This window comes from Streptomyces sp. NPDC058231 (assembly GCF_042882275.1).
Lineage (GTDB): Bacteria > Actinomycetota > Actinomycetes > Streptomycetales > Streptomycetaceae > Streptomyces.
In genome coordinates, this window is sequence record NZ_JBHVWN010000097.1 from 1 (window position 1) to 24,531 (window position 24,531).

Consider the following 24,531-nt stretch of genomic DNA (forward strand, 5'->3'; position numbering starts at 1 on the left):
ACCAGCTGACGGATCAACGTGCCCAAGTCCGTACTCGAACCACGCGACTTCGACGCCAGATTCGACAGAACCTGCGCCCCCATGTCGAACTTCATGCGCTTCCCCCTGCCAAGCTGGATGATCGAATACGACAGTATTCTTATGGGTATAGCTCATCGGTTCAACCGGCATTGCTTCGTTGTGACGAACGCATGACACAGCTGCCGACGAAGCGGAGCTCGTTGAGCCGTGGAGCGCGGGGCGGCGTTCGGTCCCTCCGCAGGTACGGGCGTCGTGCGTGTTGCGCACGCCCTGAGCGTGAGGGGCTGTCCGCAGGCAGCACGCATGCCTGGAGCAGTCGGTTGCCGGGGGTCTCGGTACGTTGTCGCAGACGCGGCTGCCGGGCGCGGTGTTGTCCAGGTTGTTGCTGGGCAGGTGGTCGCCTGCGTTGCCTCCTGGGCGGTGATCGCCGAGGTGGATGGCGTGGTCGTCGGCGTTGGCATCAGGGCGATACACGCGGGGTGGCGCTGACTCGGGGACAGGCGGCTCAGGTGTCGTACTCGCCGATCCAATCGCGTTGCAGGAGAGCCTTGGGAAGGTACTCGGACTCGACCTCGATCGGGATTTCCCCGTCGTAGGCGAGGCAGGCGATGGCGAGAGGACCGAGCGCGATCGTTCCTTCGATGCGACCCGCTCGCTCCTCGTCGGCGGTCCAGTACTGCTTGTGCAGCTCCAACGCTTCGACCAAGGCCTGGTTGAAGCCTGCCTCGTCCTTGCGTACGAAGCGGTGGAAGAGGTTGATGGGCTGGTAAAGGATGTTCTGCAACAGGTCCGGCGGGGTGATCGTGGCGGCTTGTGGGTACGACCCCTCGATTGCGGCGACCAGCTTGTCCACCAAGCCGGGGCGCTTGAGCCAGTACGTCTGCAGGGCGTCCACCCAGTGGTAGATGTACTCGTCGTACTGACCGCCCGACGACCACAGCAGGTTGAGCGGGATCTCGCAGAGCGCGGTCATCCGCGCCCGCTCGCGGCAGATGATGGCGAACCAGAAGGCAGTGAGCCAGTTTCCGGGGTCGGTGTAGTCCTGTGCCCCGGTGGCAGGGATGGTCCGGACCTCGTAGTCGATGCGGCACTGGACGGTGCCCTCGGTCCGGCTCGCGGCAGCGAACATCGCCGAGCCCACCTGCATCGCGCAGACGACCGACTCCCACGTCTCCAGGTATCCGGCCACCGGGTCGACCGAGCTGCGTGCCTGCACACGCATCACGGCTTTGCCCAGCGCGGAGTTGAACATGCCCGGCGACTCTTCCAGCCACCTGACCGACTTGGCCATGCTGTCGCCGAGCGCCTTGGCGTAGCCCTCGTCATCGGGGCCAGGCTCGATGTGCCACGGCACTCGCACCGTCATCGCGTTCCGGCTCGCGAAGAAATCGTCGTCACATTCCCGATTCTCTCGCATCCACTGACCGGGGTCGCCGGCGCCCAGTTCCTGGGTGCCTTCCTCTGATCAGATGCAGCGTTCCGCGGGACTGAACACGAAAGCGTCGGAGCACGTATTCAAGAGCACTCCCCCGCGAAAGCCGGGTGCGTACCCGTATGACAGCCGGGTACGCACCCGGAACCCCACCGGAGCCGACGCACATGCGTCGGACGGCATCAGCGAGGTCTGCGCCGCCGTCCAACCCGTAGGTGTTTCCGCAGGGACGGGGCGGCTGATCCCCTGGTCTTCCCTCCGCGGTGAAGCCGCGGCGACCGGACCCGCTCGGTTCGGGGTCAGGGCCCGGGCGCTGGTCACGACCCGGAGGGGGCGCGCTCAGGCGGCGCGGCGGGTGACGGCCCACGAGGCGGCGGCGACGGTGCCCGCCACGGTGAAGACGGCCGGCCAGGCGCCGACCTTCTTGGCCAGCGGGTGCGATCCGGCGAACGCGGCGACGTACGTCGTGGTCAGTGCGACGGCCGCGCGCGGCCCGGCCTGCCGGTTCCACTGGTATGCGGCGACGGATCCCGCGGCGGCGAGTGCGACGCCGCCCAGCGGGCGTTTCCGGGTCCACCGGGCCACCGCGTACCCGCCGACCAGCCCGCTCGCCGCCACCGCCGCTGCCGGAACCTTCGCCATCGCCGCCACCTTCGCCTTCTCGTTCCACGGTTCTTGGCTTCCGAGGCTAACGCGGTGATCGGCGCCCGATTGTCCCAGGGGGTGCACATGCGTTTACCCTGGGGTGAACGCATGTGCACCCCCTTCGGGCTTTCGCCCCCTCACCACCGCCGAGCACCGTACGGAGATCGCATGTCCGCGGACATATCCGCCCCTGCCGGGGCAGCCCGGCCGCACCACCCCCGCTTCGCCGTGGGCGTCCTCGCCTTCTGTGGCGTCGTCGTCGCCATCATGCAGACGATCGTCGTCCCGCTCCTGCCGCACATCCCGGCCCTCACCGGCGCGACCCCCGCCGCCGCGAGCTGGCTGGTCACCGTCACCCTTCTCACCGGTGCCGTCTTCACGCCCGTCCTGGGCCGGGTCGGTGACATGTACGGCAAGCGTCGGGTGCTCGTCGCCTCGCTCGCGGTGCTGGTCGTCGGATCGGTGCTGTGTGCGGTCAGCTCCCACATCGGCGTGCTGATCACCGGTCGCGCCCTCCAGGGTGCCGCGCTCGCCGTCGTACCGCTGGGCATCAGCATCCTGCGCGACGAGCTCCCGCCCGAGCGGGTGCTCTCCGCGGTCGCCCTGATGAGTTCGACGCTCGGGATCGGCGCGGCCGTCGGTCTGCCGGTCGCGGCGCTCGTCGTCCAGAACTTCGACTGGCACACCATGTTCTGGGTGTCGGGGGTGATCGGTCTCATCGACATCGTGCTGGTGCTCTGCTGCGTACCGGAATCGCCGCTCCGCACCCGGGGCCGGTTCGACGCCGTGGGGGCGCTCGGGCTGTCCGCGGCGCTGGTCTGTCTGCTGCTCGCGGTGACGCAGGGCGCCGACTGGGGCTGGGGTTCGGCCCGCACGGTCGGACTGCTCGTCGCCGCCGTGGTGGTGGCGCTGCTCTGGGGCGCGTACGAGCTCCGTGTGACGACGCCCATGGTCGACCTGCGGGTCTCGGCCCGCCCGGCCGTTCTGCTGACCAACGTCGCGGCCCTGCTGATCGGCTTCGCCTTCTACGCGAACTCGCTGGTCACCGCGCAGATGGTGCAGGAGCCGAAGGAGACGGGTTACGGGCTCGGCGCCTCGCTCGTCGTCAGCGGACTGTGCCTGCTGCCGGGCGGGGTGTCGATGGTGGCGCTCTCGCCGGTCTCGGCACGGATCTCCGCGAAGTACGGCCCGAAGGTCAGCCTGTCGCTGGCGGCCGGGATCATCGCCGCCGGCTATGTGGTGCGTTACTTCACCAGCCACAGCCTGTGGCTGATCATCGCCGGTGCGACGGTCGTCGCCTCGGGCACGGCCATCGCGTACTCGGCGCTGCCGGCGCTCGTGATGCGCGGGGTGCCGGTCAGCGAGACGGGCGCGGCCAACGGCCTCAACACCTTGATGAGATCGATCGGGCAGGCGTTCTGCAGCGCGACGGTGGCGGCGGTCCTGGCCAACATCACCTTCCAGGCGGGTGGCCGGACCGCCCCGACACTCCACGCCTACCAGGTGGTCTTCCTGATCGCTGCGGGTGCGGCGCTGCTGGCGCTGGCCGTCACGCTGCTCCTGCCGGGAGCGCGTTCACCCAGGGCGGGTACGGTCGGAGAGAGCCGTGGGAACCGCAAGGGCGGTGTGCGGGCGGTACCGATCGAGGAGGGCGCATGACCGGCAGCCAGGCCACCGCTGCGGCTCCGGCTCCCACCGACCCCGGCACCGGCCGGGACGCGATCCTGCGAGCGGCACGGCGGGCGTTCACCCAGCGCCCGTACGCGGATGTCACCATCCGCGGAATCGCCGCGGACGCCGGGGTGAGCCCTTCCCTCGTCGTCAAGCACTTCGGCCGCAAGGAAGAACTCTTCAACACCGTCGCCGACTTCGGTCCGGCCGCCGAGGAACTCCTCGACGCCCCGCTCGACGAGCTCGGCCGCCACATGGTGGTGACCCTGGTGCGCCGCCGCCGCGAACAGCAGTCGGACCCGCTGCTGCGCGTCGTGTTCTCGCTCGGCAACCAGGACGAACGCTCGCTGCTGCGCCACCGGTTCCACGAGCAGGTCACCGAGGCGCTGACCGCCCGCCTCCGCGGCGACGAACGCGCTCTGCGCGCCGAACTCGTCGCCGGCCACCTCCTCGGTCTCGGCGCCACGCTCAGCCTGCACCGCGAGGGCGCCGGTTCGCTGGCCACCCCCGAGCACATCGCCGACCTGTATGCTCCCGCGCTCCAGTCCTTGATCGGTGGATGAGGGGCCGAGAGGGCGGTACCGAGAAGAATGGTGGGGGCATGAACGCTCGGCGCGCGAACCGGGAACGCTTCCTGAAGTCCGCCGGTGGCCAGTTCGCCGTGGTGACCCTGCTCGTCCTCGCGCTGTTCGCGGTGGTCGGCCTCGGCGTCTCCTATGTTCTGGGGGCCCTTTTCGGGGGCGGCTGGTTCGTTTTCTGACCCCTGCGGCGGACCACGGCGGCAGAGGGTGCCCGCCCGTGCATGTGCACGGGCGGGCACCCCCTCGGTCAGTGCAGCGTGCCGTTCAGGGCGTCCTGAAGCACTTCCGCGTAGGCCGTGGTGCCGAGATCGTTGGGATGCACGGAACCGCGGCTGGGCATGGTGGCTTCCTGGAAATCGCCCGGCCCGTTCGGGCTGAAGGCGATCGGGTTGATGTAGTGGGGGCCGTCGCAGAACGCGTGACCCTCGAACTTGTACTGCGGATTCGTGAAGACGGTATTCGTGTCACCGGTGTCCGCGACGGACTGCTTCATCGACTTGGCAAGGGCGTCCGCCCACGAGTTGAAGAGCGCCACCTCGCGGTCGTTGTACTCGACGGCGCATGCCGTCGGGCTGAACAGCCGCGGGTATCCCATCAGTACGATTTTGGCCTTGGGTGCGTGCGTCCGGATGGCGTTCAGTGTCTCCGTCACCCAGTTCCTGACCCCGTTGTCGATGAACTCCGGCTCGTACTCGGCGAGCGGCTTCGGGTCCTGCCCGTAGGTGTAACCGCTGTCCGAACAGTCCGTGGCCGCGCAGGCCGCCGCAAGGGGTGAGAAGCGTGCGTCGTTGCCGCCGATGGAGAGCGTGACCAGGGTGGTGTCGTCGCTCAGTACACCGGAACCGATCTGCGGCACCTCACGGAACTCGCCGTCCGCCCCCCAGCCCCAGGGCGCCTCCTGGTCCTTGCGGGTCCCGAGATCGTCCTTGCCCAGGACGTTGTCCGTGAACGCGCCGGAGCAGGCGACGAACTGGTAGTCCAGGCTCGGGTCGTTGGCGTCCGTGAGCGTGCCGACGGACGTCGCCCTGCCCGGAAGCACCGCCTTACGGCTCCAGGCGTTCGCGCTGCGGTGGCAGGCGTTCCAGGTCCTCTTGCCGTAGTCACGGTCCGTCTCGGGACCGTACTCCCCGGCACCTTCACCGGAGGAGAACGAGTCGCCCATCGCCACGACGAAGTCCTTCGGCTTCGCGGACAGGGGGACGAAGGCGACGGCGTCCCATGCGACGTCGTCGTCGGCGCTTCCGTCACCCGTCACATTGCTCAACGACACGCTCTGGGCGTACGACCCGTCGACGAATTGGTAGGTGCCCAGGGGGAACCACTCGTTCTTCGTGTCGAACTGGTTGATCACCCGGTGCCGGACGCTGCCGTCGCCGAGGGTGATGTCGTAGCGGGCCTGCTGCGTCTCGGCTCCGGTGGACGGCAGGTGCACCATGACGCGGGCCCACTGGTCGAGCCGCTGGCCCAGGGTCCACGTCCCGGTGACTCCCATGGCGTCCGCCCTGCTCGACGAGGCGCGCGTGTGGGCGAACCAGAAGTGCGCTCCGAAGCCGCCGCCGACCTGATGGAAGTCCTCTTTCCCCTCGTAGGTCGGATGCGTGCCGGCTGTCTCCTTGAAATCCCACGACATGGTGCCGGCATTGGTCCAGGACTTGGAGCAGTCGCTCCGCATCGACGGTACGGACGCGCTGACGTCGTCGACCACACGTGCGCCCGAAGGGAGCCCGCTCAGAGAGCAGTTGGGCGGCTCGCTGTTACCTCGGCCGAGTTCCGCGCGCAGCGTCTTGTAGGTCAGGGTCTCGTGGCCGCATTCCAGGGAACACGCCGTCTTCCAGCTGGCGTTCGCGTGGTACCAGTACAGCTTGTAGCAGTCGTCGGTGGTGCATTTCGGCGGGTTGCCGGAGTCGCAGCCGTTGCTGCCGTTGCAGAAGGTGTCCAGCGGCGGCTTGATGGCCCGGGTGCGGGCGCCCGCGTCGCTCCACCAGGCGGCCTGGTAGCCGTGCGTGTTGCTGTTGTTCTGCTCGCCGGCGTCACTGTAGGCGCGCCCGGTGTCGATCGGGAACGCCGCCCAGCCCATCACCTTCTCGGGGTACGGCCAGTTCTGCGGGGTGGCCGCGTCCGCGTAGTGGTTGTTGTCGAGGAAGGCGTTCCGGTCCGCGGGGTACTTGGGGTTGGCCGGGTTGTTGAGCCACCCGAGGCCCCATGTGCCGCTCGAGTCCGGGAGGTTGTAGCCGAGGTTGTAGTTCCAGACCGCGGCGAACCAGTTCTCGATGTACTGCGGGTCGTCGTCGTTGATCTTGATGGTCTGCCCGGTGAGATGCAGCTCGCTCCACTTGTCGGAGAGCGTCTGGGCCGCGACCGCCACATTGGCGGCGTAGTCGAGTGCGACGGCTCGCTGCTTCTCGGCGGACATGGCCGGCGGCTTGCCCGGATCCAGCGACCGACCGGCGACGCTCATGCCGTCGGTCTGCTGACCCATCCCGTAACCGCAGTCGGCCTTCGCCCAGTCGATCGTCCAGACCTTGTCCGGGTCGTATCCCGTGGTGCCGGGATAGATGTTCGTGCCGTAGAAGTTGCCGATCAGCGGGTTGCCCGTCTGGCCGGGCAGCGCGTGGTACGACGCCTGCCACAGGTTGGATTCCTGGGCGAGCACGCCGAGGAGCACCTGCGCGGGGATGCGGCCGCCTGCGGGCGCACCGATCAGCACGGACTGGGGGAACATCACGGACGGTGCGACCGACGAGCCGAGGCCGTCGTCGGCCCGCCAGCCGCCCTGCGAGATGTATCCGCTCGTGAGGTTCCCGCGGATCGCCATGTCCACGGCCCACTCCACCTGGTTGGGAGTGGGCTGCAGCGCCTGCTGATTGGCGTCGTTGCGCGCGATCGAGCAGGTACGTTCCCCGTCATCGGTCGAGGTCGATGAGGCACTCGCGGCCGCCTGCAGCGGCGTGACCGTGCCGGAGGCGGGGGCGGCTGCGACGAGGCCCGCCAGCGACGGGGAAGGCTGCTCGGTGCGCGGCTGGTCCGGGACCGGGACGGTGAAGTCCACCGCTTTCCCGGTCTCCGGCACGTGTGCCTCGATCTTGTACGGGAGCGGGCCCTCGTTGTCGTGCGAGGCGAGCGGGTCCGTGACGTGCGAGCGCAGCGCGGTGGAGACCGCCTGGTCCACGACGAGGCGACCGCCGGAGGAGACCTGGCTTCCCGCCCGTGCCCGGAGCCGCTCGACACCGGACGGGAGGGAGGCGACCTGCTCGGGCTGTCCGGTCAGGAAGAGCCGCCCCTTCGTACCGGCGGACAGCCCGACGTCGCCCAGGTCGCCCTGGGCGAGGGTGTTCACCGCGGAGCCGCTCGCACGGCGCACGGAGACGCGCTCGCCCTTGCGGTCGAGGAAGGCCACCGCGCCCTGGGCGTCGGGGTGGATGTGGAAGGCGGGGCCGGACGTCCTGCCGACCAGCTCCTGGCGGCCGTCGGGGCGGATCCGGGTGAGGCGGTTGCCGAGGGCCGTGACGACCGTGTCGTCCACCGGGACGGCCGAGGTCGCCTCGCCGCGTACCGTGAGCGTGCGGGTGACCTTCGCCTTGCGCGTGTCGATCCTCAGCAGCCGGGTGCTGCCCAGCTCGGTGTCGGCCGACTGGGTCAGAATCGCGTCTTCTCCCGTGCCGCAGCCCGGGTTGAAGTAGGCGAGCGAGACCTGCTGGCGCAGCTTGGTCACCGTGTGGGTGCCGAGGTCCACGACCGCGGCGAACGCGCCGCGGTCGAAGAGAGCCGGCTTGTTGGTGAAGGTCCTGGGCGCGTACGCCACGACGGCGCGCTTGCCCGAGCCCGTCACGCACACGTTGCCGATCCAGGCGTCGGCGTCGAACCCGTCCTCGCGCAGCGTGGCGACCTCGCGCCACTGGTAGGCCTCGGAGCTGTCCGCGACCAGTACGTGCAGACCGTAGGAGTCTCCGGCGACCGTGACCGCCCGGTCGTCGGCTGTGCGCCAGCCCTTGGCCAGCGTGCCGTCGGGCTTCCCCACCTTCGACGCGTCGGAGGAGTGCGGAGCGGCCGTCGTGTCCGGTGCGGCGGCCCCGGCGTCGTCCGGTGCCGGGGAGCCGGGTGCCGCCCAGGTCTGGGCGGCGGGAAGGAGCATGAAGGCGATGGCTGTCGTGGCTGCGAGAGCCCATCCCTTCCTTGCTCTTCGGAACGTCATTCGTGTCTCCCGCGTAGATGGTCGAGACGCTGGTGCGCCTCCTGGGTGTCCCGAGCGAGTCGGAAGACGGACGTCAGCGCCGCAGCGCCTCGACGGGCTGGATGCGGCTGGCGCGCCAGGCCGGATACAGGCCGGCGAGAAGGCCGGTGGCCAGGCCGATGACCGGGGCGGTGGTGACGGTCAGCGGGTGGATGACGGGTGTCCACTCGCGTGCGACGGCCACGGCCACGACGGTGAGGGTTCCCAGCGAGGTGCCCACGAGCCCGCCCAGGGCGCCGAGCGCACCGGACTCGGCGAGGAACTGCCCCGTCACGTGCCGGCCCCGGGCGCCCAGGGCCCGGCGCAGGCCGATCTCGCCGGTGCGTTCCAGGACGGCGACGAGGGTGGTGTTGGCGATGCCGATCGTGCCGATGAACAGGCAGATCGCGGCCAGCAGCAGGAAGAGCTGGTCGAGGTCGCCGCTGACCTCGGTACGCAGCGCCCGCGGGTCGGGCGGTGGGATCGCCTTGAAGTACTCGGGGTGCGCGGGTGCCAGCGCGACAGCCGCCTCGGTGGCCACCTGGGGGGCGGCCCCGGGCGCGGTGGATATGAGCATCTTGGCGCTGTCCTTCGGGACTCCCCAGATCTTGAGAGCGGTGGAGCGGGGGACGATCACCGACATCAGCAGGTCCGGCTTGCGCTCGACGGAGTCGACGATGCCGACGACGGTGAACGCCTTGTCGCCGATGAACACGGCCGGCCGGGTCTCCAGCGTCGTGATGCCGAGCCGGGCAGCCAGGCCCGGGCCGATCACCGCCACCTGCTGGGCGGTCCGGTCGTGCCAGGTGTTGAAGACGACCCCTTGGGCGAGCGTCGGGTTCGCGGCTTGCAGGACACCGGACGACGCGGCCATCACCAAGGCACTCGTGCTTCCGGGGGCTTCCGTCACCGGGGCCGAGCGCACCTCCGTGCCTTCGGAGAGTTCGACGGGCCAGTAGACCCCGGCGTGCCGCACACCGTTCAGCCGTCCGACGCGCTGTTCCGCGTCGTCGGGGAAGCCGAGATCGGCGAACGGGTTCGTCTGCCGGGCGATGTCCTCCACGTCGACCTCGGTGGCGCTGAGTGCGTTGAACCGGTCGTCGATCTGGGAGGAGGCGGTCGCGGTCAGCCCGAGGATCACCACGAAGGTGCCCACGCCCAGGACCGTGCCCAGCGAGGTGAGGACCGACCGCATGGGGCGTTGCAGGATTCCGGCGGCCGCCTCGGACAACAGGTCGCGCCATGACAGCCGGGACAGCCGCACAGTCGGCCGGGACCGTGCGGACCTGCGCGGGGACGGCAGCTTCATGAGGGTCCTGCCTGTGTCATCACGGCGTCCTGGATCCTGAGCGAACGCTGCCCGCGCCGGGCCACCCCCGGATCGTGGGTGATCACCACGACCGTCATGCCGTCGGCGTGCAGGGTGTCCAGGAGCTGCAGGATCGACTCGGCGGTTGCGGAGTCGAGATTTCCGGTGGGTTCGTCGCACAGCAGCAGCGAGGGATGCCCCACGAGCGCCCTGGCGATGGCCACCCGTTGACGTTCGCCGCCGGACAACGTCGTCGGCAGGGCACCCGCCCGGTGGCCCAGACCGACCTGTTCCAGCGCATGGAGTGCCTGGGCGACCCGGTCCTTGCGCGGTACACCGCAATAGGTCAGTGCCAGCGCCACGTTCTCGTACGCGGCGCGGTGGGGCAGCAGATGGAAGGACTGGAACACGAATCCGATGCGCTGGCCGCGCAGCGCCGTCCGCTCCGCGTCCGACAGGGCGCCCGTGTCGATGCCGTCCAGCAGGTAGCGGCCCGAAGTCGGTGCGTCCAGCAGACCGAGCACGTTCAGCAGGGTGGACTTCCCGGCACCTGACGGCCCGACGACGGTGACGAACTCCCCCTGCCGGATGGACAGATCGCACGGCAGCAGGCCGGTCACGGGCGGCGGCCCCGGGTACGTGAGGGCCGCCTGCCGCAGCTCGATGACCGGGGGCACCCCGGGCGCCGACGGGCCCGCCGTCACTGCCCCGTCTCCACACCGCCGGAGGACTGCGTGGTGCCGGTGGACTGCACGCCGGTGATCACCCGCTCGCCCGCCCGAAGGGGCAGGCCCTCCAGGGGATGGATCTCGACATATCCGTCGCCGGTGGTTCCGGTGGAGACCGGGACACGGTGCTGGGCGCCGTTGCCGCCGACGACCGTGACAGCCGTCCTGCCGTCCGCACCGGCGGAGATCGCCGACAGCGGCACGACCAGGGTCTTCCCCTTCGTCGATGCGGCCCGCACCGTCAGCCGCACGTCCTGGCCCGCCAGTTCGCCGGGAAGTTTCCTGGTCGGCTCGACCACCATCGGATATCCGGAGGTCTGCGCGCCGGCGTCCTCGCGGGTCCCGTCGTCGCCCGCCGCGTGCTCGGCCGTCATCGTCTCGGACACCGAGGCGACCGTGGCCGGTACGGACAGCCCGGTGACCTCGGAGAGGATCTCCACCGGCCGGCCCCGTCGTACGAGGCCCTTCTCGTGCGGCGCCAGGTAGCCGCGCACCATCAGCTCACCCGCGGAGACCGTCATGACCTTGCCGGACACGGTCGCCCCCACCTGCACGTCGACGCTGTCGACGCGAGCCGGGAACCGGGTCAGGAACACCACCTCCGAGGCGGGCAGCATGGGCCCGACCGTCTCCTGCACCTCGGTGAGACGCGTCCGGGCCTTGGCCAGATCCTCCTCGGCCCGCGTCACCTGCTTGCGCAGCTCGGCGGGCGACCCCGCGCCCGCACCGTCCTGCTGACCGGGCTCGTCGGGTACGGCCGCCCCCTCCCGGCCCGCCTGGGACGACGGCGCCTGGGACGACGACGGGGTACCGGCGGAAGGAGCGGCCGCGACGGCGGGGTCCTGCGCCGTGCGCAGCGCGTCACGGGCGTCCTCGACGGCCCGGTCCGCCGAGGTCACCGCCTCCTGCGCGCTCTCCACACTGCTGTCGCCGTCCGGCTGGGCGGGAAGCGGGTCGTAGCCGATGCTCCGGTAGAAGGCGGCGAGGGCCGTCTTCGTTCCGGGGCCGAAATGACCGTTCCGGTCACCGCCCGTGCCGTGGCCGACGCCCCGGAGCGCCTTCTGGAGCTGAGCGACGTCGTCACCGTCCGCGCCCGGCTTGAGGTCCCGGTAGACGGGGACGGCGCCTTCGAGTGTGAACACCGGACGCCCCGACACCTCGAGCAGCACCCGGCCGGCGGCGACCGGCTGCCCGGCCTTCACCGGGAGTTTCGTCACCACGGCCGAACCGCCCTCGCCGGACCCGGCCGGAGCGACGTCCACCGACTGGGCCGCGGTCACCGTTCCCCGGAGCATCACCGAGGCCGTGAGCACCCGGTACTCGACCGGTGCGGTCAGGACGGAGGGAGGCGGCGCGGACGAGTCGGCGAGTGCCTGAGCCGGCGACTTGATGAATTGCCCCGCGGCGATGCCGACACCGGACAGGAGCACCGCGCCGAAGGCGATGCCGCCGATCCAACGGCGCCTTTTGACCAGCGCGGTCGAGGGGATCGGAACAGCCTGGTCCGGCTCGACCGGGTGCGTCATTCGTCTCTTCCCATCCCACGCTGCCAGAAACCCACGGTGAATATCCCGAGCCCGGGTGTACGGGCCGACGCGTACCGGCGGTCGGAGCGGGCGGTACGTACCGGCCGCCACGCACCGCCCGCAAGCCGCCCGCGGTCCCGCTCCCGCGGGCCGTGTCCCGACGCGGCATTCAGCTCCGTAGCGCCTTCTCGGCCGCCTTGACGGCGGAGTCGTTCTTCTTCTTCGCCTCTTCGAGGGCGAGCTGGTTCTCGTCGATCTGCTGCCGCTGAAGTCCGGCGTCCTGCCCGAACCAGATCTTCACGAGGTCGGTGGACTTCTTGCAGTCGATGTCCGCCGTCGCCACCTGGATCTGCTTCTGGCTCCCCTCGACCGGGGCGAGGTCCACCGCATTGAAGGGGAGGTCCACGGTGTACCCCTTCTCCTTCATGCAGGCCGACCACTTCTTCAGCGCGGCACTGACCTCGGGCGACTCCTGGGAGCGGATCAGGCTCTCCTGGTTGAGCTTTCCCGCGAGCGAGAAGTCGAGGTCACCGGCGCCGATCCGGTCGATGGCCCACTTGCTGCACCCTCCCTCGGGAATGTCCTTCCCCTGGTAGGAGGTTGCGGCCTTGGCGTTCTTCTCCCCGCTGCTGCGTCCGGACAGCACGACCATGGCGGCCTTGCTGATCGCCGGCATCCGGGTGCCGGTCTGCTGGGGTTCGCCGAGTCCGTATCCGTGTTTCTCCGCGATCGTCCGGTCGCTGATTCCGTAACGGCGCTCGATATTGGCGTCGTTGTCGTTGGGCGGCGGAGTGTTGCCCGCCGGCGGCGGCCGGAAGTCGAATCCGAATCGGGCCATGCATTGCGACTGCAGGTTGCGTACGGCCTGCGCGATCACGACCGTCTGCTCGTACGTCTGCATGTACTCCTCGAGCGGCAGGGAGAGGCCCTTGGCCAGGCCCTGCTGCGGCGTGGCCGCCGGCCAGTTCGAGGTGTCGGCCTTCAACTGGTCCGACACGGCCTTTCCGGCGCCCGAGGAAGCGGTGTCGTTGCATCCGGCGGCACCGACCGCCGTCGCCAGGACGGCGACGGCGACGGCGGCCGGGCGGAGACGCTTCATCGCGTGGCGACTACGCGAAGTGCTGAGAGGCATTCTGGTTCTTCAGCGTCGAGTTGAGGTTGGCGATCTTTCCGCCGGCGCAGTAGAGGCTGCCCTGGGTGTCCGCGAAGTACTGCGAGGCGCCCTGGTAGCTGGAGTTGTAGTAGACCCGGTAGGAGTCGTACTGCGCGCAGTTCTCCACCGACGCGGCCGCGTTCTTGACGCCGAGGCCCGTTCCGGAGGCCTTCTCCCCGACAAGGTTGTTTCCGAAGACGTACAGGTAGTGGACCACCACCGCGCCGTTCGGGCTCACATCCTGGCCGTAGTAGCTGGGGATGTTCCCGTAGAACGAGGCCACACCCGAGTAGTACCCGTCGTTCTCGATCGAGTTGTAGTGCAGGTCCAGGTCACCGGAGGTGCAGTTCTGGAAGTCGCAGTTGCTGTCGACCTTGACCGTCGAGTCTGCGGCCGCCGGCTGAATCGGCATCAGCGCGCATGCCGCGATCACCGCTCCTGCCACCAGTGCGCTACGGCTCTTGCTGCTCATGTCTGCCTCCATCAAGGTGCCCCCGGGAGTTCCGCGGGCAGGTGGGTCGTCGAATTTCGGGACGCATGAGGGCAGCAGGATTCGTCGAACGCCGACGGGCGACGCTCGTGTCATCGCGGTGGATCCCCCCGTGCAGCGGTTCGGACACAGCCGGAGCCCGTCCTCGCCGCACCGCCCCGAAGCGACACCACCCTCCAGCCGTACGACAGCGGGGCCGCCCACCGGTGTGAAGAACCGCGGCCGCCGCGTGATGACAGGAGCACAACATCGCCTCGTGACGAAACCAGATCCTGCACTTCGCCGAGGTCGAAGGTCCAGGCCAAAGGGGTAACGATCATGTCACGCGGATGATCAAGTCCCGTGCAAAAGGCCACGTATGACGGTTCGTCATGGGATGCCGGTACGTGCGGGACTCAGCCTGTTTGTCGCATGCCCGGAGGTGGATCGTTCGGCGGTGCACGTCGAGACGTCCGGACCCTCCCGTTTCGCCATCCGGCCGGGAGGGCTCGGCGTCGGAGGTCGGGAGTATGGTCTCGACCAGTCGACGAGGGGGGCCTCATGTCTGTCCGTATCCGCTCGCGTGCCGCCGCAGCGGTACTGCCGCTGCTGCTGGGCGCGTTCGTGGTGGGCTGCAGCAGTGCCGATACGGCGGACGGGCCCGGTGGCGAGGTCCCGTACGTGGCGCCGTCGGTGAACGCAGCGGCCGCGGCCAAGGCGGCCGCTGCGGATGCGGAGGCATCAGCCGCCGCGGAGGACGCCGCCGCGACCGAAGCGCCCCCGACCGGACCCGCGAAGGTCCGTGACGCCTTCGCCACCCTCCAGGCCACCCTCGGTGAGACCTGCACCGTGGGTGCGGGCGACTGCGCCTGGGTGCTGGGCCGGGTCCACGACCAACTGGTCGGCCTGGAAGCGTCGATGAAGGCGTACCCGGGCAGCCCCGGTCACTTCAAGGAGCCCGTGGCGTGGGTGGACGCCCTGCGCGCGTCGCTGGACGGTGACACCTCCACGGCCGACCTGGAGAAGCACCGCTCCGAGCTGTGGGGGACGCGCGACCGCATCAACACCTGGATGCAGGGCCACCCGGAGGACTACCGCTGACCGGGCCTCGCGCTGAGGGAACAGCCACGGGTGCCGGCGGGGCACGACACCGCCCCGGTGCGAGCCGAGAGCGACTCGCGCCGGGGCGACCGGAGCCCGCGAAGTGATCAGGATCAGCTGAACACGACGGACCGGAGCTTCAGTCGCTCGGAGGCGTGACCGCCGAGTGGCCGGAGGGTGAAATAGGTGCCCTGGCAGTCGACGCCGGTGAAGACGGTGGCGGTGGAGTCGGTCTCGTTCCAGGGGGTGTCGGCGGGGCTGGACGCGTCCGGGTCGGCCACCTCGGGCAGCGTGATGCACTGCCGGCTCGGCGGGTCGAAGAGGCTGACGTACTGCGGGGTGCCGTCCGGTCCGGTGTACCTGTAGACGAAGTCTCCGGTGGCCGCGCCGGCCGAGGTCGGCAGGGTCACGATGAGCGCGAGCGCGCCGAGGGCGGCAGCCACGGTGGTGCGAAGACGCATGAGGGCACTCCTTGTGCGGTGCGGTGGGTACGCGTACGACGCAATCCTGCACCTCTGACCTGCACCTATTGCCGAACGCCCGGCGCCTGGTCACTCAGAAGTGTCAGCTGAATCGGTTTGCCGACGACCATGTGGGTCACCCGTTCCGCGACTGCCCCAGGAGTGCCGGGGTCCCCCCGCGTGCCGTTTCGGCCGTGCCCGAAATCAGGTCATCGCCCACCGCCCCGCGCCCGAGGAGAATTCGAGGGCCGTACGCTCCGCGGCTGCCTAGGCTCTCCCCATGCCGAGCCCGGAACTGCACCGGATCAACGCCTTCCTCGCGGCCTTCGCCCGCCGCCAGGCCGCGCGGACCATCGACCTTCCGGGCGGATTCGCCGTACTGGACGACGCCTTCGCGTACTCCCATGCGAACAACCAGATCGTCGTCGACGGACCCGTCGCTCCCGAGACGCTGCCGGTCCTCGCGGACGAGGCCCTGGGGCATCTGCCGTACCGCCTGATCTCCGTGCTCGACGACAGGACCGGGGCGGCGTGTGCGGAGCCGCTCGTCCGCGCCGGATACACCCACTCCGTTCAGCTGGTCATGGTGCACAGGGGCCCGCTGCCGTCCGGCGGTCATGCGGACGAGGTGGGCCTCGACGCGATCCGCCTGCCGCTCGCCCGCCGCTGGCGCGGCTTCCTCCCTGACGCCGACGAGGAGGCCGTACGCCACCTGGTCGACCGCCGCGAGGTCCGCCGCCGGGGAGCCGACGCGGTGCACTTCATCGGGGCCCGTACGCAGGAGGGCGAGGTCGCCTCCTGGGCCGATCTCTATCTGGACGGGGCAACCGGCACGGCCCAGATCGAAGACCTGATCACCTCGGAGACCCACCTCGGACGGGGCTACGCCGACGCGGTCCTGGCCACGGCCCTGCGCATGGCCGTCGACGCGGGCTGCGGCACCCGGTTCCTGATCGCCGACGCGGACGACTGGCCACACCATTGGTACGAGCGGCGCGGCTTCTCGGTGATCGGCCACTCGCACTCCTTCGGTCGCGGCTGACGGCGGAGCATGACGGCAGAGCGTGAGGGCTGAGCGTGAAGGCTGAGGTCCTGTCTCATCGGACCTTGACTGATCTCACCGAAGTTTGACGACTGCGCTGTTCGTCGCATCCGCATGGAGTTGACGGCGGCGGTGAACGCCGTGACGGCCTCGACGCTGTGGTGCGTCACCGCGTGGACGTTTGCGGGCCCCTGCGCCGCGGTGAGGACGATCTCCGCAGTCCGGCGGTGCCGCCCGGCGGCACGAGCCTCCTCGATCGCGGCGGGCGGGATGCGCCGCCGCTCGGCCCGCTCGTCCAGGAACACCTCTCCGGCCCGCAGACGGCGCGGTCGCGCCGCCCCCTCGCAGGACCAACTCCGTTATCCCCGCGGCAAATGGGTCGCTCGTCACGGCATCACGGTGGGGGACCGGCGGGGAGCCGCGGAATAGCATCGGTACACGACGGACGACGGACGGACGAGGAGGTGTGCCGTGGCCGGGGACCCGTTCTCGGTGAGCCGGAAGACGTGGTGGCGCATCGGCGTCCCGGTGGCCGCCGCGGCCCTGCTGGTCGCCCAACTGGCCTGGGGGAACGGCCCGCGACGGGAGGCGGCGGCGGTCTCCCGGCCGGGGGAGTGCGGCAAGGGCGCGGCGCGGCAGGTCGGCGAGCCCGGCGTGTCGCACGACATGGACATCGAGAGCTACGGGTCGGACAACCTCCCCCGGATGAAAGGCAGGCCGACCTTCAAGGTCCACCTCACCGTCTCCCCCGCACCGGACCGGACTTCACTGACGCTGCGGACCCCGCTGGCCGGCGCGGTCACCGTGCAGGTGCACGCAGGGCGCGGCGGCGGCCTCCTGGCCGGTGCCCGCAGCCTCACTGCCCGGATCGACGAGCAGATGTACGACGCCGGCCAGGCCCCTCCCGCGACCGGTACCGTCCGCGTGGCGGAGCACGACTTCCTCCGGCTCGTCGTCGAATTGCCGGACGGTGCCATCTGTCCGGGAGTCACCATGGCCGACCTCATCTCCATGGACTCCGGCGGCAACGACGCCGTCGACCTCACCGTGGTCACCGTCGTCCTCGTCGACCGGGCTTCCGGCCTGCGCCTGGAGGCGCAGAGCGGAGTGGTTTGACGCACTGCGTCCGGGCTGGGTACGTAGTTCGATCATCGCGAGGGGTGTCTTGTCGATCAGGCACGTATCCTCGGCTGCGTGTCTCGCCGTTCGAAGAAGCCGCGCCGGCTGGTCGCCGACGGGCGCGTGTACATGTGGACGATGCGCCACAGCCACCGAAGGGACCACGATGGCCGTTCCGTGGACTGCCGGCTGTTGGCTTCCCGGCCCGATCAGGCGTCCTCGGTGACCGCCGCGTCCCCGTTGCCGTCGTCCTCCGCCAGATAGCGAGGGGCATGCCGCGGCCAGGGCTTGGCGGCCTCGATCTGCGCGGCGAGTTCCAGCAGCAGCCTCTCGCCACCGGGCTTGGCCACAAGCTGCACCGCCACGGGCATCGCGTCGGCGCCCACGCCCACGGGAACGGCGAGGGCCGGCCAGCCCGCGATGTTCCAGGGGCCGAACAGCGAGGCCGTGCGGGTGCTGACTGCCGTGACGCGCAGCCCGCCGTAGTTGCCCCAGCGTTCGGCCCGCGCTGCGGGTCGGCTGAGCGCGGGCAGCAGCAGTACGTCGATCTGCCCGAAGAACCGTTCGGCGGCATCGGTGCGCCAGCGGTCCCGCGCGCGGGACCCGTCCACGTGGAAGGCGGCCAGTGCCCCGCCGACGGCGGTCAGCCGTCGCGTGCTCCGGTTGAGCCCGGCGCGGTCGAGACCGGCGGCGCTCTCGCGCGCCGATGCGTACCAGGAGCTCAGCGACGCGGGGCCCAGCCATGCCGGATAGCGCCGGGTGTGCCGGGTCACCGAGTGTCCGAGCCCTTCGAGCAGCGTCCCCGCCTCCAGCGCGGCACGGCGGTATGGGGCCACGATTGCGAAACCGGGCGAGATCGACCGCACCGATACGCCGATGCGCAGCGCCCCCGGCTCGCCCAGGTGCGCGAGGCCCGGTTCGCCGGCCATCACGGCCAGTCCGAGCGCCGCGTCCCGCACCGTGGTCGCGATCGGGCCGTTCTCGACCAGGTTGTCCCAGGTCGGGTCGGACGGCGCCAGCGGTACGACGCCGCGCCCCGGTTTGATCCCGACCGTGCCGCAGCAGGCGCAGGGGATCCGGATCGAGCCGAACCCGTCGTTGCCGTGCGCCAGTGGGACCAGCCCGGCAGCCACCGCAGCCGCGCTGCCGCCCGAGGAGCCGCCGGGTGTGCGCCGCTCGTCCCAGGGGTTGCGGGCGATTCCGTACACGCTGTCCGCCATCGGGACCAGGCAGAGTTCCGGCACGTTGGTCAGACCGACCACCACGGCGCCCGCTGCCCGCAACCGCTGGACGATCACGTGATCGTCGGGGCTGCGGTCCGGCGACGTGGCAGCGGATCCGATGCGGCTCTGTTCGCCCGCGACCGCGATGTTGTCCTTGACCGCGACCGGGACACCCGCGAGCGGCAGGGAGGCACGGTTGACGTGCTGGTCCACCGCAGCCGCCTCGGCCAGCGCCTGCTCCGCCCGCACGTGCCGGAACGCGGACAGGCCCGGATCGAGCCGGGCGATGCGGTCGAGGTGCTGGCGGGTGACGTCGACCGCACTGGCGCGTTCCTCGCGTACGGCGGCGGCGATCTCGACGGCGGTGCGGCCGGTCCACTCAGTCATGGTCGATGAGTCAATCCGTCCCCGCCTGCGCCGCCAACCCCCGCGCACCCGCGTTACCGAACAGTAATCGCGAGTGGTGCTCCTTGAAGTGCCGCAGGCCGCGGAAGTGACGGCGAGCAATCCGCATCTGCCCGCCGAGCGCCAACTCCCTTTCGGCTCCAGTCGAATGCACCTGACCCAAACGGGTGCGGAGTGCTTCAATGGCCCGCATCGGGGCGGCATTTGTTCAGCAGGGGGCGAGCGGGGATGCGGAAGTCGTACTACGCGGCACACGTCTACATGATCCTGGGGGTGATCTCCGGGCTGTACTCCCGGGAGTTCACCAAGGCCCACGATTTCGAAGGCGACACCCAACTGGACCTCATGCACACCCACTTGCTGGCACTGGGCATGCTGGCCTTCCTCATCGTTCTCGCCCTCGACAAGCAGTTCCAGCTGTCCGGGACGAAACTCTTCACCAACTTCTTCTGGTTCTACAACGCGGGCATCACGATCAGCGTCGCCATGATGTTCGTCCACGGCACCGAGACCGTGCTCGGAAGCCATGTACCGGAGGCCGTGCCGTGGATCGCGGGCCTGGGGCACACCCTCCTCACCGTGGGGCTCATCCTGCTCTTCGTCCTGCTCGGAAAGCGTCTCAACGAGCCCGTGGAGACCGGACCCGTGTCGACCGGTCCCGCGACGACCGCACCCGTGCAGACCGGGCCCGCGGAGGCCGGGCCCTCGGGGCCGGAGTCCGCTCGGACCTAGCCCTGAACCGGCCGCGGCGGCTGCCCGCTCGTCATGCGGGCCGACGCAGTCCTGCCGGCCGCCGGCCGCCGTCCGGGAACCGATCACCTCTGCACCGGGGAGTCATGAGATGTCGCTGATCGTGCCGGACTTCGACGAGTCCGTGATCGTCCGTCCCTGACGGCCGCTACCGACGGAGCCCCATGGCACGCACTGCCCATCACCGTCCGCCTTCGCAGACGAAGCAGTCCCGCAGCGACCTGTCGGGAGCCCCGTGGCACTCGGTGGTACTCCGGGATCTCCGCTACAGCGCCCGCTGTCTGTCCGTGGCGGTGAACGGGTCCCACCGTCCCCGGCCGGACCGCGGCCGGCGCCGGGTGGACGTGTACTGCTTCCCGCGCCACAACCGCGACCGTTCCATCGCCCGGTGGTCCACGCAAAGGGAAAGGCAGGCCCGGCAGCAGCTCCGTCGGCAAGCAGCGGCCATCCGCGGGCTGGTGTACGCGACTTCCGGCGAACTCAGCGCCGAGGCCGCGGACATCGTGGACGTGTGCCCGCCGCGTCACCGGCACAGCTCGATCTGGATGGCGTGACGGGCCGCCTCAGTGTCGGCCCCGTCCTTGGCCTGCAGAGACTCAGGGGTGCGACGCCGTGTGACCGTCCACGACCGGAATCGTGATACGGGCGATCGGTAACCTCACCCGGGTGGGACTGGATATCAATGTGTTGATCGCCGACTGGTCATGGCTGGGGGAAGTTCCTCCCCGGGAGCGGCTGTCGCGGTTGAGGGATGCCTGGTATGCCGACGAGACGGGCCTCTGGGACCGCGATGCGCCGGAGGTCGAGGGGGACTGGTCGTGGCCTCGGGGCCTCTACAGCTCCTTCTTCGCCATCTACGAGTTCCGGGACACCTGCGGCTCATTCAAGGCGCACTTCTGGGCCGGACACCGGTGGGAGTCCGTCCGCGACCATGTCGACCCGCTGGTGCGGGCCGGGTTGGACACCTTGCTGCTCGGGCTGATCTGGAACGGGCCGGACGGTGAGGCGCAGCACACGGATCCGGGCTTCTTCTGCGATGACCCCGGCGTCTTCTACGGCGTGCTCCTCGCGCGGTCACCTGACACGGTGCGCGAACTGGCCGCGGTCTGGGAGCGGGTTCGGCCCCGGCTCGGCAAGCTGCGTGAGGCATTCACCGAGCATGCCGCCGAACCCGGTGGATGGGTCGGCAGCTTCGACGAATTCGCCACCCTGCTGGAGGAGTGGGGACACGTCCTCACCGAAGCCGGCCGCCGGAGCTGGGGTGTCGTAGGGCTGAGCGAGTAGGCGGAGCGGGACCGGGGCGTCGCGCATGACCCGGTGGTGTTCCGCTCGTACCGCGAACTCCCGTTCGCATGGTGGGAGATCACGGCAGTGCGGTACGGTGACGCCATCATCACGCTACGTGTGCACCCGTGCGCGCGAAGCGGCCCCCGGCGGTGCGCCAACACCGACCGAGGGCCTTCATCGCCAGTGGACAAGGACCCCACCGGAAATGCTGCGTCATGTTATCGCCCCGTCCCGACGCTTCACGAAGGCATCACACGATGTCGTGCGCCATCCGCGCCTGAGCAGCGACGCGAAGATCCTGCTCCTGTACGTCCAGGGCCTTCCCGAAGACGCCCCCTGCAAGCCCCTGAGCGAACTCGCCAAGAGACTGGGCATCAAGGGCCGCGCGTACCAGAAGGCGAAGGAACAGCTGGTCGCGCACGGGTACGTACACGAGTGGCGCACCCAGGGCGTCCGGGGCCGCTGGGTCACCGAGCAACTGGTCGCGAACAACCCGCTGACGGGTGAGCAGGCAGGGCACCTGCGCGAGGCCCCGACCGATACCCCGCCACCGAGTACGCGGTATCCGGTGGTCGGTGAACCGGCCGCCCGGAGGGTCGGTGGCTATGAACCGGTAGAAGACCACAGTGATAAGACCACTCCCCACCCACCCTCCGAAGCCGAGCCGCCGCCGGTCCCGGAACCCGAACAGGCGTCGGGGCCGGTGACGTGGTCGGCCGATCCACTCCAACTGGCCCGCGCGGAACGGGTCCTGCTCTCGCTGCGCCATGCCCGTCGCGAACTGCACCTGGGAATGCGCGAGGCCCGCGCGCTGGCCGTGGAGGCGGTCAAGTGGCTGGAGCGCGGGCTGAGCGAGTCCGACCTGCGCCAGGCACTCCTGGCCGAGCGCCCGGAGGGCGGTGTGCGCTCGGCGGTCGGCTTCCTGCGCTACCGCCTCGTCCAAAAGCTCCCCGGGGACCCGGCCCAGCCCCCGCAGCCCCAACCCTCGGCGGCCGCCGCCCTGGTCGCCTGTTCCGCACCCGGCGAGGCGCACGTCTTCCGCCCCCTGGGGGACGAGACGGAATGCCCTCCGTGTCGCCGGTCCGCCGCGTACGCTGCCTTCCGCGGCGCCCCGGCACCGGAACCTGATCGCCGCCCGTGGCGCGAACGGTTCGCGCAGATCAACGCGGCGCCGCCGGTTCGGCCGGATGTGGGCTGACCTCGCCCGCGGCGGGGGCTGTGACCGGCAGGGTTCACCGGGCGCGACGGGGTCACCGCTGCACGGACCTGAAGACGCGGGGCCGTCCTCCCGCCCGGTGTGCGTGAGCGGGTGACGTCGGCGTGGAGCCCCGGCCGGCGTTGCCGCATGACGGGTCCCCGGACGACGGGGCCCCGGACCTCTGGACGCGGACGGCGACGGCGCGGGAGGGGTGGCCGGGACCACTGCGAACGGTTTGCGAAGATCAGCGCTCTCCCACGCACCACCGGCCATTCACGTGCCGGAGCGTGCGCAATGACTTGACGCGGCCCTGACATGATGACTTTATGGGAGCGCTCCCATGTTTCTTCCGATGCTCAGGTCCATTGGCGCTCACTCCCTGGAGTCGCAGTGAGAACAACAAGAAGCACGGCACGGAGAAGCCCGGTCACCGCCCTCCTGGCGGTGCTGGCCACCCTCCTCGGGATCGTCGCTCTCGGCACCCTCACCCCGGCCACCGCCCAGGCCCAGTCGGCCGGCACCCTTGCCACCGGCCTCCACATCAGCGACGGCCGCTTACTCGAAGGCAACGGCAACGACTTCATCATGCGCGGCGTCAACCACGCCCACGCCTGGTACCCGGGCGAGACCCAGTCGCTGGCCGACATCAAGGCGCTGGGCGCCAACACCGTCCGCGTCGTCCTCTCCGACGGCTACCGCTGGAGCGAGAACAGCCCTGCGGAGGTGGCCGGCATCGTCGCCCAGTGCAAGGCCAACCGGCTCATCTGCGTACTGGAGGTGCACGACACCACCGGCTACGGAGAGGACGCCGCGGCCGGCACGCTCGACCACGCCGCCGACTACTGGCTCGGCCTGAAGGACGTACTCGCCGGCGAAGAGAACTACATCATCATCAACATCGGCAACGAGCCCTGGGGCAACACCAACCCCGAAGGCTGGACCGCCCCCACCATCTCCGCCGTCCAGAAGCTGCGCAACGCCGGGTTCAAGCACACGATCATGGTGGACGCGCCCAACTGGGGCCAGGACTGGCAAGGGGTCATGCGCGCCAACGCCCAGTCCGTCTACGACGCCGACTCCACCGGCAACCTGATCTTCTCGATCCACATGTACAGCGTCTACAACACCGCCCAGAAGGTCACCGACTACCTGCACGCCTTCGTCGACGCCGGACTGCCCATCCTCATCGGTGAGTTCGGAGGTCCCGCCGACCAGTACGGCGACCCGGACGAGGACACCATGATGGCCACCGCCGAGCAACTCCGGCTCGGCTACCTGGCATGGTCCTGGAGCGGCAACACCGACCCGATCCTCGACCTGGCGATCGACTTCGACCCCAGCCGGCTCAGCTCCTGGGGCCAGCGCATCTTCAACGGTGTCAACGGCATCGCCCAGACATCCAAGGAAGCCACCGTCTACGGAGGCGGCAGCTCCGCCGACACCCAGGCCCCGTCCACGGCCGGCACCCCGACCGCCTCCGCCGTGGCCGCCACTTCGGTCACGCTCACCTGGACCGCCGCCACCGACAACGTCGGCGTCACCGGCTACGACATCGTCCGTGTCAGCGGCGGCTCCGAGACCACGGTCGCCGCCTCCGCCACCAACACCGCCACCGTGACCGGCCTCACCGCCGACACGGCGTACGCCTTCGCCGTCTACGCCCGCGACGCGGCCGGGAACCGCTCGGCCCGCTCGGCCACGGTGAACGTCACCACCGACAAGGGCGGCAGCACACCGGGCGTGGGCTGCTCCGTCGGCTACCGCGTCGTCGGTGAGTGGCCCGACGGGTTCCAGGGCGAACTCACCATCCGCAACACCGGCGCCACCACCATCAACGGCTGGACGCTCGCCTTCGCCTTCGCCAACGGCCAGACCGTCACCAACATGTGGGGAGGGACCCCCACCCAGGCCGGCGGCGCGGTGAGCGTCGCCCCCGCCTCCTACACCTCGACCATCCCCGCCGGCGGTTCGGTCACCGTCGGCTTCACCGCCGGCAAGGGCGCCACCAACGCCGCCCCGACCGCGTTCGCCCTCAGCGGCACCAACTGCGCCACCACCTGACCAGGCCCTCCCCGCTGGGCGGCGGGGGGGGCGCGCCCCCCCCCGGCCGGCCGCTACTCGGGGGGCCCGGCCCCGCACCCCCCCCCCCGCGACCCCGACGCCCCCGCCCCCCCTACCCCCCAGCGCCGGGTGTCCACCA

The 24,531-nt window shown here is 70.2% G+C and carries 21 protein-coding genes; 11 read left to right on the top strand and 10 right to left on the bottom strand.

All coding sequences use genetic code 11. The features are described 5' to 3' along the window. Positions 1-526: 526 nt before the first annotated feature. Together ACFVXE_RS35855 and ACFVXE_RS35860 are read right to left on the bottom strand one after the other, a co-directional pair. A complete protein-coding gene (locus tag ACFVXE_RS35855) occupies positions 527-1,387 on the bottom strand; it encodes an immunity 49 family protein (protein ID WP_389677605.1) in 861 nt (286 codons plus the stop codon). Between the two features lie 405 nt (positions 1,388-1,792). Beyond that, entirely contained in the window at positions 1,793-2,095 is a 303-nt protein-coding gene (locus tag ACFVXE_RS35860; RefSeq protein WP_389677606.1) for a hypothetical protein, read from the bottom strand. A gap of 171 nt (positions 2,096-2,266) precedes the next feature. Here ACFVXE_RS35860 and ACFVXE_RS35865 point away from each other — a divergent pair, with 171 nt between their 5' ends. From ACFVXE_RS35865 to ACFVXE_RS35875, 3 genes are read left to right on the top strand one after another with little or no spacing between them, the layout of a single operon-like run. Further along, positions 2,267-3,757 carry an MFS transporter gene (locus tag ACFVXE_RS35865; protein WP_389677608.1) on the top strand — a complete coding sequence of 497 codons (1,491 nt, stop codon included), beginning with the start codon at positions 2,267-2,269 and terminating at the stop codon, positions 3,755-3,757. After that, the gene (locus ACFVXE_RS35870; RefSeq protein ID WP_389677610.1) at positions 3,754-4,332 is read left to right on the top strand and encodes a TetR family transcriptional regulator; all 579 of its coding nucleotides are present in this window, start codon (positions 3,754-3,756) and stop codon (positions 4,330-4,332) included. Before ACFVXE_RS35865 ends, ACFVXE_RS35870 begins: the two co-directional genes overlap by 4 nt. A gap of 38 nt (positions 4,333-4,370) precedes the next feature. After that, a complete protein-coding gene (locus ACFVXE_RS35875; protein WP_389677612.1) occupies positions 4,371-4,529 on the top strand; it encodes a hypothetical protein in 159 nt (52 codons plus the stop codon). Positions 4,530-4,597: 68 nt separating this feature from the next. Here the strand turns inward: ACFVXE_RS35875 and ACFVXE_RS35880 are convergent, their stop codons facing one another. The 6 genes from ACFVXE_RS35880 to ACFVXE_RS35905 form a co-directional block, all read right to left on the bottom strand. Further along, the gene (locus ACFVXE_RS35880) at positions 4,598-8,542 is read right to left on the bottom strand and encodes an SGNH/GDSL hydrolase family protein (RefSeq protein ID WP_389677614.1); all 3,945 of its coding nucleotides are present in this window, start codon (positions 8,540-8,542) and stop codon (positions 4,598-4,600) included. 73 nt (positions 8,543-8,615) lie between these two features. After that, positions 8,616-9,869 carry an ABC transporter permease gene (locus ACFVXE_RS35885; RefSeq protein WP_389677616.1) on the bottom strand — a complete coding sequence of 418 codons (1,254 nt, stop codon included), beginning with the start codon at positions 9,867-9,869 and terminating at the stop codon, positions 8,616-8,618. Beyond that, a complete protein-coding gene (locus tag ACFVXE_RS35890) occupies positions 9,866-10,573 on the bottom strand; it encodes an ABC transporter ATP-binding protein (RefSeq protein ID WP_389677617.1) in 708 nt (235 codons plus the stop codon). The genes ACFVXE_RS35885 and ACFVXE_RS35890 overlap by 4 nt, the downstream gene beginning before the upstream one ends. Then, positions 10,570-12,123, bottom strand: a complete 1,554-nt coding sequence (locus ACFVXE_RS35895; protein WP_389677619.1) for a peptidoglycan-binding protein — start codon at positions 12,121-12,123, stop codon at positions 10,570-10,572. Before ACFVXE_RS35895 ends, ACFVXE_RS35890 begins: the two co-directional genes overlap by 4 nt. A 169-nt stretch (positions 12,124-12,292) precedes the next feature. Beyond that, on the bottom strand, positions 12,293-13,222 hold the full coding sequence (locus ACFVXE_RS35900; protein WP_389677620.1) for a hypothetical protein: 930 nt from the start codon (positions 13,220-13,222) through the stop codon (positions 12,293-12,295). Between the two features lie 10 nt (positions 13,223-13,232). Continuing rightward, positions 13,233-13,748 (bottom strand): hypothetical protein, encoded by a 516-nt coding sequence (locus ACFVXE_RS35905; RefSeq protein WP_389677622.1) that lies wholly within the window; start codon positions 13,746-13,748, stop codon positions 13,233-13,235. Positions 13,749-14,306: 558 nt separating this feature from the next. Here ACFVXE_RS35905 and ACFVXE_RS35910 point away from each other — a divergent pair. Beyond that, positions 14,307-14,846, top strand: coding sequence for a hypothetical protein (locus tag ACFVXE_RS35910; protein WP_389677623.1), 540 nt, complete (start codon positions 14,307-14,309; stop codon positions 14,844-14,846). A gap of 113 nt (positions 14,847-14,959) precedes the next feature. Here ACFVXE_RS35910 and ACFVXE_RS35915 read toward each other — a convergent pair whose 3' ends face one another. Next, a complete protein-coding gene (locus ACFVXE_RS35915) occupies positions 14,960-15,307 on the bottom strand; it encodes a hypothetical protein (RefSeq protein WP_389677624.1) in 348 nt (115 codons plus the stop codon). 280 nt (positions 15,308-15,587) lie between these two features. On the opposite strand from ACFVXE_RS35915, the gene ACFVXE_RS35920 reads away from it, so the two are divergent. Further along, the gene (locus tag ACFVXE_RS35920) at positions 15,588-16,349 is read left to right on the top strand and encodes a GNAT family N-acetyltransferase (protein WP_389677626.1); all 762 of its coding nucleotides are present in this window, start codon (positions 15,588-15,590) and stop codon (positions 16,347-16,349) included. Between the two features lie 471 nt (positions 16,350-16,820). Then, positions 16,821-17,465: a hypothetical protein gene (locus ACFVXE_RS35925; protein WP_389677628.1), complete on the top strand. Its 645-nt coding sequence runs from the start codon at positions 16,821-16,823 to the stop codon at positions 17,463-17,465. A 212-nt stretch (positions 17,466-17,677) separates the two neighbouring features. Here the strand turns inward: ACFVXE_RS35925 and ACFVXE_RS35930 are convergent, their stop codons facing one another. Then, positions 17,678-19,078 (bottom strand): amidase, encoded by a 1,401-nt coding sequence (locus ACFVXE_RS35930; protein ID WP_389677629.1) that lies wholly within the window; start codon positions 19,076-19,078, stop codon positions 17,678-17,680. Between the two features lie 246 nt (positions 19,079-19,324). On the opposite strand from ACFVXE_RS35930, the gene ACFVXE_RS35935 reads away from it, so the two are divergent. The 5 genes from ACFVXE_RS35935 (at position 19,325) to ACFVXE_RS35955 (ending at position 24,392) form a co-directional block, all read left to right on the top strand. Continuing rightward, positions 19,325-19,828, top strand: coding sequence for a DUF2871 domain-containing protein (locus tag ACFVXE_RS35935; RefSeq protein WP_389677631.1), 504 nt, complete (start codon positions 19,325-19,327; stop codon positions 19,826-19,828). A 182-nt stretch (positions 19,829-20,010) separates the two neighbouring features. Further along, positions 20,011-20,400 carry a hypothetical protein gene (locus tag ACFVXE_RS35940; protein WP_389677632.1) on the top strand — a complete coding sequence of 130 codons (390 nt, stop codon included), beginning with the start codon at positions 20,011-20,013 and terminating at the stop codon, positions 20,398-20,400. A gap of 112 nt (positions 20,401-20,512) precedes the next feature. Then, on the top strand, positions 20,513-21,130 hold the full coding sequence (locus ACFVXE_RS35945; RefSeq protein ID WP_389677634.1) for a hypothetical protein: 618 nt from the start codon (positions 20,513-20,515) through the stop codon (positions 21,128-21,130). A 208-nt stretch (positions 21,131-21,338) separates the two neighbouring features. Beyond that, positions 21,339-22,331 (top strand): hypothetical protein, encoded by a 993-nt coding sequence (locus ACFVXE_RS35950; protein WP_389677636.1) that lies wholly within the window; start codon positions 21,339-21,341, stop codon positions 22,329-22,331. Positions 22,332-22,721: 390 nt separating this feature from the next. Next, the gene (locus ACFVXE_RS35955; RefSeq protein WP_389677638.1) at positions 22,722-24,392 is read left to right on the top strand and encodes a cellulase family glycosylhydrolase; all 1,671 of its coding nucleotides are present in this window, start codon (positions 22,722-22,724) and stop codon (positions 24,390-24,392) included. Positions 24,393-24,531 lie beyond the last annotated feature (139 nt).